The organism is Rhizomicrobium sp. (genome assembly GCF_056722145.1).
Genome location: NZ_JBWZET010000246.1, coordinates 1 through 14007, shown reverse-complemented (window position 1 = coordinate 14007; position 14007 = coordinate 1). Strand labels below are relative to the sequence as shown.

Sequence of the window (14007 nt, the reverse complement as noted above, 5' to 3'; positions counted from 1 at the left end):
TCGGCCGAATTCGACGTCATCACGCCCATCAGGGCCGTGTACGGAATATTGACCGCGGTATAGAGGAACATCAGCAGCGAATAGGTGACGTAGGCGTAGATCACCTTGTGACCGCCATCGAGCCCCGGCGTCGTGAACGTAAGCACGCCGGCAGCCGCCAGCGGCACCGCGAACCAGATGAGATAGGGGCGGAAATGGCCCCAGCGGGTGTTCGTCCGGTCGGCAATGGCGCCCATCACCGGATCGGCGACGGCGTCCGCAAAGCGGGTCACCAGCAGCATCGTACCGATCGCGGCTGCGGAAACGCCGAACACGTCGGTGTAGAAGATCATCAGATAGAATTCGAATGTCTTCCAATACAAGTTGGAAGCGGCGTCACCCAGCGAGTAGCCGACCTTTTCCCCGAAGGAAATCCGGCCGGTAGACGACAACGGTTTGATAGTCACGGGACTCTCCTGATCAAAGCACGCGTGCGGCGCAAAGATTATCCGCTGTCGCCCGCAAATCCCGCTGTTTCGTCGCCGCAGAGATCATCAACACGACCGCCATCCCTCAATGAAGAAGGTGCTCCGCCCCCTGGGATGGAGGACGGAGCCAAGTCCGGGGAGGACGTCCCCACGCACAACAAACACCACCAGGGCCATCCGAACCTCTGGGCTCCGGAGCCGACTTCGACACAGCATCGGACTTGGGAAAAAACCGCCCTGGCACGAAGGCACACGGCCAGGGCGGTCAGAACCGGACTGCGTCAACCACGGGATCAACGCAGCCCGTGCCGACTGTGTGAGGCCCGCATCGGAGAGGAGAAAGGCTGCCCTTGCGGGCAGCCCCTCCGATCAGTACTTCACATGGACGCCGAACTCGAAGCGGGCGCCGCCCTGGTACGCACCAAGGAACTGCTCCTTGTAGCGGCCATACTGCTTCAGATTCTCACCCGTCAGGTTGATGCCGTCCCACATCAAAGAAATGTGGTCGGTGAGGTCATAGCTGGCGGACGCGTCAAGCTGATTGTACGGCGCGGTGTTGGTCGGCTCATACGCATTCTGAGGCTGACCAATGCCGGCCAGGAACGAGTCGCGGTGCGTGAACGCGATGCGGCTCTGGAACCCGTACTTTTCGTAGTAGACCATGACGCCATAGGACTTGCTGAGGCCCGGCACCGCAAACTGGGTGTCGGCACCCAACGGATTGAACCTGGCGCCGCCCAGCGGGATCGACCAGCTGGCCTGGAAGCCGAAACCGCTATCGCCGAACACATGCTGCCACGCGAACTCGAAGCCGTGGACGTTGACCTTGTTGCCATTGCTCGGACGGGTCACTTCGAAATACTTCAGCGGATCGCCGGGCTGACCGTAGAACGAGGTCTGCGTCGGATACAGCGTGCGCATTTCATAGAAGACGTCGTAGTCGCTCGGCGACGCATTGCCGGCCGCCTTGAGTGCGGCAACGGCAGCATTGCGCTGTGCACCGGCATACGGATCGGTGATGCCGTTGATCGACTCGGTGTCGGTGGTGTGGGTCAGGAAGTTCACCACATCCTTCGAGAAGTAGTTCATCGATACGTAGCTGTCCGGCGCATAGTACCATTCGACCGTGGCATCGTAGTTGTACGACTCATACGGCAGAAGGCCCGGATTGCCCGCACTCGCCGGGCTGGCAAGCGGCTTCGGCGTCAGGCCGACGGACATCGTGCCGACCATCTGGGTCAGGTCGGAACGCGTGTCGGTCTTGCTGAAGGCGGTGCGAACCAGCACGTTTTCCAGCACTTCGTAGCTGGCGTCGATATTCGGCAAGAACTCGTAATTGTGAGCCTTGACGTCCGAATAGGTCGAGCCGGACGCGAACTGGGTGTGGAATTCGGTCGGGTTGTCCCATGATACCGACACCGCCTGCTGCACGAGGCTCTTGGCCGTCACGTCGACGGCTTCATAGCGCACGCCAGCGGTCATCTTGAACGGACGATCGAACAATTCGAGGTCGAAGTTCGCCTGACCGTAGACCGACTTGGTGACTTCCTGGATGTTGTCGCTGTTGGTCGGAACCGCCGGCAGGCCCGTCGGATAGTTGTATTTCGGCTCGGTGTACTTGACGAAGTCCGCCAGATCGAACGCGTAGTAGTACGGGCCGATCTTGAGGGCCGAACCGCCGCCGGAGAAGCCGTTGATGATGCTCGATGTCGGGATCTTGGAATAGACACTCGAGGGCAGCATGCCCATGTCGTGCCAATCGTAGAAACCCGTACCTTCGAAACTGTTCCACGCCGAAGCGTGCGTCTGCATCTTCTTGACTGCTATGCCGAACTGCAGGCTGGTGAGGCCCTTGTTGGTATTGGTCCACACCGTATCGGCGCGGGCTTCGTCGATCTTGGTATTGAAGACGTTGTTGTTCGCTTCGTAGAACAACGGCGAGATCGTGTTGGTCGTGAGCGTCGCGGGCGTCCACGGCGCGCCGGTCGCCGGGTTGGTGGCAAAATCGAACCAGCCCTGCGGAATTTCCTGGTCGCCGGTGCGATAGTGCTTTTCGGTGACGGTTCTGCCGTTCGGCTGGATCACCGACTGCAGGTTTCCGTGTGCATCGAGAATCCAGTTCCCGTGCGAGTCGTACTGGTTATACGTCGTCATCACCGACGGGGTCTGGCCTTCAATGGCGAAGGTGTTGTTGCCGCGCGGATCGCCGCCCGACATCATCACCGAGTGATGCGCATCGAAGTTGACCGTCAGGTAATTGGTCGCTTCCCACTTCAGGTTCACGCCGGTCGACGTCAGCTCGTTGCGGATGTGGTCGTCGAACGTCGAATAGGATTCGTCGTCGCCCGAGTCATCGACATCGGTCATCGTGCCGTTCTTGTTGATCGTACCGGCATAGAGGTTCGCATCGTAATTGTACCACAGACCGAACGTATGCTGGGTGCTGTGATCCCTGTACCAGGCATAGGTGAAGTCGATCGTCGCAGTGATGTTTTCCTGCGGGCGGAATTGCAGCACGGCCTGCGCATTGGTGCGCGAGCGCTGGTCTTCCTGATAGCCGTAGCCCATGCCGCGCGGACCCCAGACGCGCCCGTACGGGTTCTGGTTCGAGCTGCTGATCGCCGCGGTGCCGAGATCGTTGGTGACGTCGAGCCAGCCGCTGACGGTCGCGGATTCTGTCGTGCTGTTGCGCGACGACATCGAACCGCTGATCAGAACGCCGAGGCGATCGTTGAAGAACGTATCGCTGATCAAGGCCGAAAATTCCGGCGTGTAGTCGTCACCAACGCGATTGGTGGTGTCGTACAGCATCTTGGCGGTGCCGGTGGCCTGGAAGCCGGGATGGTCCAACGGACGCATCGTCTTGATGTCGATCGTCGAACCGATGCCACCCGACGGAATGTCGGCGCGGCCCGTCTTGGTGACGGTAATGCCGGCGATATTGTCGGACGACAGGTTCGCAAAGTCGAACGAACGGGTCGCGGTCGACGTGCCCTGGTTCACCGAACCCGGCATCGAACGGCCGTTCAACGTGACCAGGTTGTATTCGGGGCCGAAGCCGCGAACGGTGACGCGCGCGCCTTCGCCGTTGTTGCGGTCGATGGTGACGCCCGGAATGCGCTGGATCGACTCGGCCAGGTTGGTGTCCGGGAATTTGCCGATATCTTCGGCGGTAATGGCATCGACGACGCCGGTGGCGTTCTGCTTGATCTCTTGCGACGAATGCAAGGACGCGCGGATGCCGGTGACGACGACGGTTTCCATCTGATCGGCCGCCTGGGCGTACGCCGCTGCGCTCAGCGCGATGACAGACGCTCCACACGCGAGCGCGACCAGACTCACTCTGGATTTGTTCAGAGCCATGATTGTTCAACCTCCCCTAAGCAGCTGTTGCTGCCCTTATTGCTACGGCGATGCTGCGCTCCCTGCATAAGAGGATCGGCGTCCCGCCAACCACAGACCCCCCACGGCCGCGCCGGGCACGACCTACAAGTCCCATTTATAGAGCACTGCGGGGCCGGCCGAAGTCAACGAAAATGTGGTATCGATTCCATAAATGGGGCCGGATGATGGCTTTGTGCAACACCACCGGCCACCAGCCGCAGCCGCCGCCCCCAAGTGAAAAACGTTCCCCATGTATACGTTTTCGTCAATATTCACGGGCTTTTATCGACACCGTTCGACCGGAACACTAACGCGCCTCGCGACTACGGTAACGCTCACATGAGCTCGCGCAGCCAGTCTGACCGCACTTAAACCGGCCGATTTGTGGTATCGATTACACATCTGTTCCGATGCAGGGACGCCTTATATCGCAGGCGCAATATGGATTCGCCCGCAACGCCGGTATGTTCGCGGCAGTGCAAAAACGACCGGCAAATTCGTTCTGCCGATCGGCGCGCCTTGGCAATTTTCGACCCCCGCCCCTCACCGCATCAGGCAAATTATTATGTGGCAGCAAGCCCGAATAGGTGCACCGCAGCAAACGGCGGCAACGATAATCGCTCTGTGGTGGCGCGCCGGCGGCCGCTCGAGATGAGACTGATTCTACCGTCGCCGGCCGCCGAGAATGGCAACCAAACCGGGCCCGGAAACCATTGCCGCGAAACGGCTTGCTCCACCACGCCGGGTGTCATATTCCTTGCCGACACGAGGTAACGATTTCATGTCCACCATTCAGGATGTTGCCAAACGCGCCGGAGTTGGTGCCAGCACCGTCTCCCGCGTCATATCCGGGCGTGGTTTCGTCGCCAAAGCGACCAAGGCCAAGGTCCAGAAGGCGATCGACAGCCTCGGCTACCGGCCGGCGCCGGCCGCCCGCAAGCTCCGGGTCGGCATGTCGCAGACGATCGGCGTTTTCCTGCCGGTGATCCGCGGTTCGTTCTATGCCCCCATCCTGCACGGCCTCTATACGGTGCTGCGCGCCCGCGGCCGGCATATGGTCGTCGCCTTCGGCCAGACCATCGAGAACGAGCGCGAAGAGGCGATGGCCGGCGCCGAATTCCTGATCGAACATGGCTGTGACGGCCTCATCATCATGGGCACGGCCCTGAAGCTGAAGGATGTCGAAGCGCTGCTCGTCATGCAGCCGCGGCTGGCGATCCTCAACCGCTCGTTCACGCGCTATGCCGATTTCTGTTTCGCCCCCAACCACGAGTCGGCCGGTGCGCTCGCGGCGCGGACCCTGCTCGACGCCGGCCATCGCGACATCGCCGTGATCGAAGGCCCCTCGATTTCCGCCGACAACGTCCAGCGCATGAGCGGCTTTTTCGGCGAGCTGACCCGCAACGGGTTCGACATCGAGGCGATCCCCCGTTTCCGCGGCGACTTCCTGCCGGCCGGCGGCGCGCTCGGCGTCCAGACGCTGCTGAACAACAAGTCGCGCTTCACCGCCCTGTTCTGCGCCAACGACGAAATGGCAATGGGCGCCCTCTCCTATCTCAACCAGACGCGCGTCAGCGTGCCGGAAGAGATTTCCATCATGGGCTACGACGGCCTCGACATCACCAGCTACGCCTCGCCGCCGCTGACCACGATCCGCATTCCGTGGACCGAACTGGTGCTGAACGCGGTGAACTACCTGCTCAACGCCTGCTACAACACCAAGCTTCCGGTGCTGCACGACGTGCCGGCGCAGGTGCAATGGCGCGGATCGCTGGCCCGCGTCGACGAAGCCCGGCGGCGCTAAAACCCGTATCGCAACGTCATTCCGATAGGTGAGCCAAGCGGTGCATCGCGGCGCCGTAAGGAAACCCGCGCGCACGCGCTGTTGCGCTGACGCAAGCTGTCACTGAATAGCTGCGTGTGTCATCGGTTGCGGCTTGCGACCGCCAGCAAATCCGCCATACTTACCCCCAGTTTCGACTGTTGTTGTTTGTTACAATTTTTTGGGGGCAGTACTTACAAATGCACGTCATAGTCACCGCTGCACCGATCGCACTTGTCACGCTGGGATCAATGATCGGATTTGGCGGCGCCCAATGAATGCAGTTGAACAATCGAGCATGGTGCGCGAGCGGCCGCATATGCCGGCGCTCGACGGCCTGCGCGGCGTCGCCGTCCTGCTCGTCATCCTCGACCACATGTGCGCCAGCGTCTCGCTCGAATTCGGCATCTACGGCAAGTTCATGTCGCTGGCGCATTTCGGCTGGTCCGGCGTCGACCTGTTCTTCGTGCTGTCGGGATTTTTGATCACCGGCATCCTCTACGACGCCAAGCCCGGGCCGAATTACTTCAAGAACTTCTACGCCCGGCGCGCCTTGCGCATTTTCCCGCTCTATTACGTGGCGCTGATCCTGTTTCTGCTCCTGTATCCGCTGCTGCAGCAGTTGAACCTGGCAGGCCGCGACAATCCCGGCTGGCTGTTCGTCTACCTCACCAATTTCGTGATGGCGCGCCATGGCGACGGCGCGTTCGGCACCCTCGACCATTTCTGGTCGCTTGCGGTCGAGGAGCACTTCTATTTCGTATGGCCGGCGGTGGTGTTCTTCTTCCGGCGGCGCACGATCATGGCAATCGCGGCGGGCGCCATCGTCACCGCCTTCGTCTGCCGCGTCGCCGCGCTGAGCTGGCCCGATCAATACCTCGCCGCCTATGTCGCCACGCCGATGCGGATGGATTCGCTCGCGGCCGGAGCCTTCATCGCCCTCGCCGTACGCGGGCCGCGCGGCATCCAGGCGCTCGTCAAGCCGGCCTTCGCGATCGGCAGCGCCGCGTTCATCGCGTTTGCCGCTGTCGCCATCGGCCGCCACACCAAGAACCCGCACGATCCGGCGCTGTCGACCTTCGGCTATTCGCTGCTATGGGCGTTCTACGGGTCGGTGCTGGTGCTGGCGCTGGCGTGGCGGCCGCTGACGAAGGTCATGAGCACCGGCGTGCTGCGCTGGTTCGGCAAGTACAGCTACGGCATGTATGTGTGGCACCCGATCATCTTCCTCATCCTGCTTCACTCGGAATTCGTGCGCGGCCTGCGCGGACTGCCGACGCCGCTGGCGATCGCAATCAACGTCTCCGCGGCGCTGGGGACGATGCTGCTTGTCACCCTGGCAAGCTGGCACTTGTGGGAGAAGCAGTTCCTCAAGCTGAAGGCGCGCTTCCCCGAGCGCGCCCACGCCGCCCCAGAGGCCGACCCACCGCTCGCGGCGCTCCCCCCGAACATCGGCGCCGACACGGCGAAGTAGCCGCGAGCGAAGTTGTACTTGCTTGAAAAATGGTCGGAGCGAGAGGATTCGAACCTCCGACCCCCAGTCCCCCAGACTGGTGCGCTAACCAGACTGCGCCACGCTCCGACACTTTTGCGGCTTTGACCGCCGTCGATGTTCAGCGGCTTTGGAGCCGCCGGGGGGAAGTATCCTTGGGGGGTTCCCAAGGGCGGCGGACTATAGTGGCCCGTCCCAAGAAGGGCAACCGCGGAAACTGCGGCAATCCCGCGGGTTCAGCCGTATCGCGCGGTTCTTTTGGGGGCAAAATGAGGGCGCGTCAGATCAGCCGCGGGGCGGCGCGCAAGCGGGCCTTCAGCTGCACCAGTTCCGCGAGCAGGATCTCGAGCGCCTCGCGATCCTCTTCGGCGAGAGTGGCACCGCGCCGTTCGAACGGCACCACCGACGAGCGCTCGCGTTGCGGCGGGCTTTCCTGAATGCTCTCGCGGCCGATCTCGGCAACGTAGCGCGTGCCACGATCCTTCAGAACCTTCTGCACGCCCTTGATCGTATACCCATCGGAATAGAGCAGCGTGCGGATGCCGCGCAGCAGATCGACATCCTCGGGGCGATAGTAGCGGCGGCCGCCCGCCCGCTTGGTCGGCTTCACTTGCGTAAAGCGGCTTTCCCAGAACCGCAGGACGTGCTGCGGAACATCCAATTCACACGCAACTTCACTGATCGTTCGAAACGCTTCCGGTGATTTTACGCGTGCAGGAAACTGGGATACCGCCGCATACGACATCAGTCGTCCTCGCCCATGACACTATCGGGGGACTGGCCGTTGATCACGGCCTTCAATACATGGCTCGGACGGAACACCAACACGCGACGCGGCGCGATCGGAACTTCGTCACCGGTCTTCGGATTGCGTCCCATGCGTTGCGATTTCTGACGCACCGCAAACGTCCCAAAAGAGGACAGCTTCACCGTTTCTCCGCGCGCCAGTGCAGCGCACAGCTCTTCGAGAATGTCCTCGACCATTTGTGCCGACTCGTTGCGGGACAAACCGACGGCCTGGAACACCGCTTCAGTCAGGTCGGCGCGCGTCAATGTCGTGGTGGTCATGGCGGTCAAGCGACTCCCTCGTGCTCGCGTAAAAGTAAGCGAAACGAGGATTTGCCGTCAACATCAAAGGGATAGGAAGATCAGTTGAAACTGATTACCAACGCACCAAACAGGCACCCCAGGTCATGCCGGCGCCGAGGGCCTCCATCAGCACCAGCTGGCCCTTCTGGATGCGGCCGTCTGCCACAGCCGTAGACAGTGCCAACGGCACCGAAGCGCCCGAGGTATTGCCGTGGAGGGCGACGGTGGAGACCACCTTGGTCTCGGAGACCTTCAGTTTTTTGGCGGTTCCGTCAAGGATGCGCTGGTTGGCCTGATGCGGCACCAGCCAGTCGATGTCGGCGACCGCGATCCCGGCAGCGGCGGCGGACGCCTCCACCGAGGCGGCGATATTGGTCACCGCGTGCTTGAAGACTTCCTTGCCCTGCATCCGGACAAAGCCCACCGAACGGTCGGTGGAAGGCCCTGAATCGACGTACAGCAGGTCATGCAGCCGCCCGTCGGAGAACAGCACCGTATTGAGGATGCCGCGGTCCTCGGACGTCCCGGCGCCTTCAGCGGCGTTGAGGACTACCGCCCCCGCCCCGTCGCCGAACAGCACGCAGGTGGCGCGGTCGTTCCAATCGAGAATGCGCGACATGGTCTCGGCACCGATCACCAGCACCGAACGCGCCTGTCCCGCTTTGATGAAATTGTCGGCCACGCTCAGGGCGTAGATGAACCCCGAGCACACCGCCTGGACGTCGAAGGCGAAGCCGCGGGTCATGCCGAGCTTCTGCTGCACGATGGTCGCGACCGAGGGAAAGGTCAGGTCCGGCGTTGTGGTGGCGACCACCACCATGTCGATGTCCTGGGCCGTCGCGCCGGCATTGATCAGGGCCGCTTTGGCCGCCGCCGTGGCAAGGTCGGAAGTCTTCTCGCCTTTTCCCGCGATATGGCGTTGGCAGATGCCGGTGCGGGTGCGAATCCACTCGTCGCTGGTATCCATCCGCGTCGCGAGTTCGGCGTTGGTTACGATCGTATGAGGAAGATAGGAGCCGCAGCCGATGATTTGTGAGCGAATGACAGGAGACCGGTTGGGGTCTGATGTCATGACGCGACCGCTTCGGGCTTGACGCCGGCGCGATCCGACACGATCGCGTTGTTGACGCCGCCGAGCGCCATGTCGATGGCGGTGTCGATGGCATAAGCAAAGCCGACGCTGTCGGTGCCGCCGTGCGCCTTCACGACAATGCCGTTGAGGCCGAGCATGAGACCGCCGCCGGCCGTGCGCGGGTCGAGCTTGCGCTTGAGGGCAAGCAGCGCTCCCGAGGCCAGCAATGCGCCCAGGCGCGACAGGAACGAGCGTTTGATCGCGCTTTTCAGGAAGAAGGCGACCAGCTTGGCGGTGCCTTCCACGGTCTTCAGCGTGACGTTGCCGGTGAAGCCGTCCATCACCGCGACATCGACCATGCCTTCGGCGATGTTGTTGCCTTCGATGAAGCCGCAGAACTCCATCGGCAGGTCGGACTGGCGCAGGATCTGCGCGGCGCCGCGCACCGCGTCATGGCCTTTGACCTCTTCCGAGCCGACATTGACGAGCCCGACGCGCGGACGCGGCAGGCCGAACAAGGCGCGCGCCAAAGCCTCACCCATGATGGCGAAGTCGACGAGCTGATCGGAATCGCATTCGATATTGGCGCCGCAATCGAGCACGACCACCTGGCCGCGCTGAGTCGGCCACACCGAGGCGATGGCCGGGCGCGAAATGCCGTCGATGACGCCGAGCTGGTACATGCCCATCGCCATCAGCGCGCCGGTATTGCCGGCCGAGACGACGCATTCCGCATCGCCCGCCTTCACCGATTCGATGGCGTGCCACAGGCTGGAATCGCGACGGCGCCTGAGCGCGTAGCTCGGCTTCTCGTCCATCGCAACGCGGGTCGCGGCATGGCGCACGCTGATCCGCCCGGCGAACTTCGCCTTGCGCCTGGCGATCAGCTCGTTCAGCGTCTTCTCATCACCGTGAAGTATGTACTTCACTGTGGGGTGACGCTGAATCGAGCGCACCAAAGCGGATACCACGACCGAGGGGCCGGCATCGCCGCCCATCGCATCGATCGACACTGTCAATTCGCCGGTCAACGTCTCACCTGCCCTGGCGACCGCTGAAACCAGCGGTCACGGTGTTCAGGCTTTCGCCTCGACCGCAACTTCACGGCCATCGTAATGACCGCACTTGCCGCAGACGTGATGCGGCCGCTTCGGCTCACCACAATTCGGGCATTCGTTGTAAGACGAGGGCGCCAACGCATGGTGCGAACGACGCATGTTCCGCCGTGACGGCGACTTTTTTCTCTTTGGGACCGCCATGGCGGAATCCTACTCCTTCAGGCCGGAGGGGTCCGGCCGCCTAGAAAAACAGGCGCGGGAGGTAGCAGGAAAAGCACCCCCTGTTCAAGCGCCGATTACAGTGGAATTAGTCGCGGTCCTTCAGGGCCTTAAGCACGGCAAACGGGCTTGACTGAGGCGCTTCGGGCTCTACCGGCGGGTCGAATGCCGCCCCGGCTTTACGCGGATACGGATCGATCGCCAGCACGAATTCCTCGAGCAAAGGCGCCGCCAAGTCATAATCGAGGCTCTGAATGGTCTCTGGAACGTCGTCATCCCCCGCCGCCAGGGTTAATTCCCCCGCTTCCGGCTCCGGCAGCCGCGGCGCCAGGTGCAGTTCCCGCGCGATCTGGCGGCTGATCCGGCTTGCCACCGGCTCCAGGGTCACGACGCAGCTCTGGACGACGTCGGCGGTCAAATTCGCCTCGTAATTGAAACGCATCTGCGTCATGCGGCGGAGGGTGACCTCGGCCGAGAAGCGTGTGACCGAATCAACTCCGGACCAGGGCCCCAGCGCGGCGAGTTCCTCCGGCCCGGCGGCGACGGTTACCTCGGCGCCCGCGTTGGTCAGATCGCCAAGGTCATAGATGTGCTGCAGCGGCGGTTCGATCTGTTTCATGCTCATTTCTTACCCGGCAAAGCGCCAAAATCCAGCCCCTCCGCGGCGGCTGCCAAATGCGACCGCGCCTCCTCTATATAGGCTGCGACAATCGCAGCCGCCGGTGTCGCGGTGCCGCGGTACAGATTGCGGACCAGCGCCTCGGCCAACCCCGGCCCGGCCGCCCGATAGGCCTCGAGCCGTCCATAGAACGCGGTGGCAAACGTTTTGATGCGCCGGCCCATGCCGACATCGCCCGCCCCCATCTCGCGCAGGGCCTCGTCGAAGCCCACGAAAATGCGGTCGATCAAGGCCTGCGCCAGGGCCCGGTCGGCGCGGTGGCGTTCGAGCAGAAGCCAGGCGTGCAGCGTCAACAGATCGAAGCGGCCATCGAGCGTGTCGGGCACATCCAACCTTGCGAAAAAGACAGGTTCGCGCGCACGGGCGACCAGGGCGGCATAAAGGCGTTCCGCCGCATCCCTCGTCTGCTTGCTCCTTCGAAGCGCGTTCAGCATGATACACCCTTAATGCCCGGCGCCCTTGCAAGCGGCGGCCGGCGAGGCTAGCACATCAACCTCGGAAGAGGGTCAAGTATGAATAAGCTCGTGCTTTTCGCTGCGGCGAGTATCGCGTTGGCGGGTTGTTCGCCGGTGATCTCCAACCGCGGCTATCTCGAGAATCCCGACGCTGAAGCCGGCGTTGCCGCCGGCGTCGACACCAAGACGACGATCGAGCAGAAGCTCGGCGATCCGTCCGTCCAGGCCGCTTTCGGGACCGACGCCTGGTACTACATCAGCCAGCAGGAACGGCAGGTCGCCTTCTTCGACGCCACCATCCAGAACCGCCACATCCTTGCCGTCTATTTCGACAAGGAAGGCAAAGTCTCGGATATGAAGCACTTCAGCCTGGAAGACGGCAACGTGGTCGCGTTCGAGTCGCGCACGACGCCGACCCGCGGCCGCGAGATGACCTTCCTGCAGCAGCTCTTCAACGCCACCCCCGGCATGCCGGGCGCCGAAGAGCAGCAGGAACGCAATCCGGGCGGCGGCGGCGGCCCCGGCCACTGATCGTCCTCACACCGATTTCCGAACGGCTCGCAGGGCGACTTGCGGGCCGTTTTCGTTGGCGCGGCTATCCCGCGATATGCAGGCGGGCGGCAACGACCGACACCGGGCCGCGATCGCGGTTGTAGGCGGGATTGATCACGAGCTGATAGTCGAGGCTCGCCTTCAGCCGGTCGGTCACGGCGAGCGAATAATAGGCTTCCGCGATGTTCTCGCGGCCGTAACGAACCAAGCTTCCGTCGCCGATCAGGATGCCGAGACCGCCGGCTGCGAGATAATCGCGCGAAGGATGGGCCAGCCCATTGGTGACGGCGGCAACGCCGATTTCGTCATCAGCGCGCCCCCAACTTGTCCCTTTCAGCGAAACGCCAAGAACGACCGACTGATTGATCTCGGTGAACTCGTAGGCTTCCTTGCTGCCGTCGTTGAGACTGGCGCGCACGAACAGGCCGGCATCGTCGCTCACCTGCTGCTCGAGGTTGATCGCGCCGCCCGCCTTTGAACCATAGCGGCGGACGCCTTCCATCGCCGGCGCAACCCCGTGCAGGCGGCCCCATTGGATGGCATCCTCGTACGAACCCATCCGCGCCCGGTTGAGGAAGCCCATCAGTTTCAATTTGCCCGCACGGCTGCCGATTTCGTAACGGCCCTCGCCCTCCCCGACCAGTTCGAACTGGGCGAGTCCACGCTGCAGGGCGGTGTCGTTGGGCAACCGCGACAGGTCGAAGACGCCCAACCGCAAGGTCCACCAGCTTTGCGTCCATTCCGCGGTGGCGCCATAGCTGTAGCCCCACGCATCGGCGGCGTAATCGAAGGCGCCGCTGTCGATCACCGCCCAATTGAGGAAATCGTTCTTGGGATCGTGCGCATAGGCATTGGCGTCGAAAATATCGGTGACGGAGAATTTGCCGACCGTGAGCACCAAATTGTCGGCCTGCCCGGTACCGGCGAGCTGATTGGCATCGGCGGCGATGGCGCTGGCGTCGCCGCCAAGATCAAATCGCTGGCGCAGGAACAGCCGCTGCAGCCGGCCATACGGTTCGGCCTTGCCGACCTTGTACGCCTCGCCACTGAGGAAACCGGCGACCCCGAGCGTGTTCGACAGTCCGAAACCTTGATCGATTTCGGGGTTGGCATAGAGCTCGGCACCGCTCCACAGCCGAACGCCGGCGAACAGTGTGGCATCGAACGTCTCGTTGCCGCGGCTGCCGGAATCGAGGCTGTTGGCGCCACGAGCCTGAGCGCGAAAGGCCGGGTGATATTGCTCGACGAAGGTCGCCTGGCCGTGCAGCGACCATGCCTCCACTCCGTCCGCCGCCGCAGGACCCGAGAGGGCCGCCGCCACAGCAATCAGACACACGCCAAATCTGTTTGCCATCGGAGTCTCTCTTTTTTCCGATCCTGCCACCGAACCTGCGTCAACCGCATGCTGACGCCCGCCAAGGGCAATGAATATCCCACGCAAAAAGGGCCGGGAAAACCCGGCCCCTTCGCATTCGCTTGCAGATCCAGATCAGCGCGCCAGGGCGGCGAGCAGCAGCAGCGCCACGATGTTGGTGATCTTGATCATCGGGTTGACGGCTGGGCCCGCGGTGTCCTTGTAGGGATCGCCGACGGTGTCGCCGATCACCGCCGCCTTGTGGGCGTCGGACCCCTTGCCGCCGTAATGGCCTTCCTCGATGTACTTCTTGGCGTTGTCCCACGCGCCGCCGCCCGAGGTCATCGACAGGGCGACGAACAGG

14 protein-coding genes and 1 tRNA gene are annotated in these 14007 nt (G+C 62.7%); 3 read left to right on the top strand and 12 right to left on the bottom strand.

The annotated features are described in order from the left end of the window. Together AC1P6P_RS13280 and AC1P6P_RS13275 are read right to left on the bottom strand one after the other, a co-directional pair. Positions 1 to 446, bottom strand: a 446-nt coding sequence (locus tag AC1P6P_RS13280) for an MFS transporter (protein ID WP_481402924.1), incomplete at its 3' end; no start/stop codon positions are given. 390 nt (positions 447 to 836) lie between these two features. Then, entirely contained in the window at positions 837 to 3830 is a 2994-nt protein-coding gene (locus AC1P6P_RS13275; protein ID WP_481402923.1) for a TonB-dependent receptor, read from the bottom strand. 802 nt (positions 3831 to 4632) lie between these two features. On the opposite strand from AC1P6P_RS13275, the gene AC1P6P_RS13270 reads away from it, so the two are divergent. Both AC1P6P_RS13270 and AC1P6P_RS13265 read left to right on the top strand, forming a co-directional pair. Continuing rightward, positions 4633 to 5655 carry a LacI family DNA-binding transcriptional regulator gene (locus AC1P6P_RS13270; protein ID WP_481402922.1) on the top strand — a complete coding sequence of 341 codons (1023 nt, stop codon included), beginning with the start codon at positions 4633 to 4635 and terminating at the stop codon, positions 5653 to 5655. Between the two features lie 292 nt (positions 5656 to 5947). Beyond that, positions 5948 to 7147, top strand: a complete 1200-nt coding sequence (locus AC1P6P_RS13265; RefSeq protein WP_481402921.1) for an acyltransferase family protein — start codon at positions 5948 to 5950, stop codon at positions 7145 to 7147. Between the two features lie 30 nt (positions 7148 to 7177). Here the strand turns inward: AC1P6P_RS13265 and AC1P6P_RS13260 are convergent. From AC1P6P_RS13260 to AC1P6P_RS13225, 8 genes are all read right to left on the bottom strand, one after another. Then, positions 7178 to 7255: transfer RNA gene (locus tag AC1P6P_RS13260), tRNA-Pro, on the bottom strand. A gap of 190 nt (positions 7256 to 7445) precedes the next feature. Beyond that, the gene (locus tag AC1P6P_RS13255; RefSeq protein WP_481402920.1) at positions 7446 to 7826 is read right to left on the bottom strand and encodes a MerR family transcriptional regulator; all 381 of its coding nucleotides are present in this window, start codon (positions 7824 to 7826) and stop codon (positions 7446 to 7448) included. Positions 7827 to 7909: 83 nt separating this feature from the next. Beyond that, complete coding sequence (locus tag AC1P6P_RS13250) at positions 7910 to 8233, bottom strand: integration host factor subunit alpha (RefSeq protein ID WP_481402919.1); 324 nt, start codon at positions 8231 to 8233, stop codon at positions 7910 to 7912. Between the two features lie 94 nt (positions 8234 to 8327). Further along, positions 8328 to 9326, bottom strand: coding sequence for a beta-ketoacyl-ACP synthase III (locus AC1P6P_RS13245; RefSeq protein ID WP_481402918.1), 999 nt, complete (start codon positions 9324 to 9326; stop codon positions 8328 to 8330). Continuing rightward, complete coding sequence (plsX, locus tag AC1P6P_RS13240) at positions 9323 to 10357, bottom strand: phosphate acyltransferase PlsX (RefSeq protein ID WP_481402917.1); 1035 nt, start codon at positions 10355 to 10357, stop codon at positions 9323 to 9325. Before plsX ends, AC1P6P_RS13245 begins: the two co-directional genes overlap by 4 nt. A 45-nt stretch (positions 10358 to 10402) precedes the next feature. Beyond that, positions 10403 to 10585, bottom strand: coding sequence for a 50S ribosomal protein L32 (rpmF, locus tag AC1P6P_RS13235; RefSeq protein ID WP_481402916.1), 183 nt, complete (start codon positions 10583 to 10585; stop codon positions 10403 to 10405). A 106-nt stretch (positions 10586 to 10691) separates the two neighbouring features. Continuing rightward, positions 10692 to 11222 (bottom strand): YceD family protein, encoded by a 531-nt coding sequence (locus AC1P6P_RS13230; RefSeq protein ID WP_481402915.1) that lies wholly within the window; start codon positions 11220 to 11222, stop codon positions 10692 to 10694. A gap of 2 nt (positions 11223 to 11224) precedes the next feature. Continuing rightward, entirely contained in the window at positions 11225 to 11716 is a 492-nt protein-coding gene (locus tag AC1P6P_RS13225; RefSeq protein WP_481402914.1) for a ubiquinol-cytochrome C chaperone family protein, read from the bottom strand. Positions 11717 to 11794: 78 nt separating this feature from the next. Between AC1P6P_RS13225 and AC1P6P_RS13220 the strand changes: the two genes are divergently transcribed. Then, positions 11795 to 12268, top strand: coding sequence for an outer membrane protein assembly factor BamE (locus AC1P6P_RS13220; protein WP_481402913.1), 474 nt, complete (start codon positions 11795 to 11797; stop codon positions 12266 to 12268). Between the two features lie 64 nt (positions 12269 to 12332). On the opposite strand, the gene AC1P6P_RS13215 is transcribed toward AC1P6P_RS13220, so the two are convergent. Beyond that, positions 12333 to 13643 carry a carbohydrate porin gene (locus tag AC1P6P_RS13215; protein WP_481402912.1) on the bottom strand — a complete coding sequence of 437 codons (1311 nt, stop codon included), beginning with the start codon at positions 13641 to 13643 and terminating at the stop codon, positions 12333 to 12335. 135 nt (positions 13644 to 13778) lie between these two features. Continuing rightward, a partial coding sequence (locus AC1P6P_RS13210; protein WP_481402911.1) for a sodium/proton-translocating pyrophosphatase occupies positions 13779 to 14007 on the bottom strand: 229 nt, incomplete at its 5' end.

Coding starts and splice junctions, on each gene's coding strand:
- AC1P6P_RS13275 (WP_481402923.1), bottom strand. CDS start 3,830: ATGGCTCTGAACAAATCCAGAGTGAGTCTGGTCGCGCTCGCGTGTGGA.
- AC1P6P_RS13270 (WP_481402922.1), top strand. CDS start 4,633: ATGTCCACCATTCAGGATGTTGCCAAACGCGCCGGAGTTGGTGCCAGC.
- AC1P6P_RS13265 (WP_481402921.1), top strand. CDS start 5,948: ATGAATGCAGTTGAACAATCGAGCATGGTGCGCGAGCGGCCGCATATG.
- AC1P6P_RS13250 (WP_481402919.1), bottom strand. CDS start 8,233: ATGACCACCACGACATTGACGCGCGCCGACCTGACTGAAGCGGTGTTC.
- AC1P6P_RS13245 (WP_481402918.1), bottom strand. CDS start 9,326: ATGACATCAGACCCCAACCGGTCTCCTGTCATTCGCTCACAAATCATC.
- rpmF (WP_481402916.1), bottom strand. CDS start 10,585: ATGGCGGTCCCAAAGAGAAAAAAGTCGCCGTCACGGCGGAACATGCGT.
- AC1P6P_RS13230 (WP_481402915.1), bottom strand. CDS start 11,222: ATGAAACAGATCGAACCGCCGCTGCAGCACATCTATGACCTTGGCGAT.
- AC1P6P_RS13225 (WP_481402914.1), bottom strand. CDS start 11,716: ATGCTGAACGCGCTTCGAAGGAGCAAGCAGACGAGGGATGCGGCGGAA.
- AC1P6P_RS13220 (WP_481402913.1), top strand. CDS start 11,795: ATGAATAAGCTCGTGCTTTTCGCTGCGGCGAGTATCGCGTTGGCGGGT.
- AC1P6P_RS13215 (WP_481402912.1), bottom strand. CDS start 13,643: ATGGCAAACAGATTTGGCGTGTGTCTGATTGCTGTGGCGGCGGCCCTC.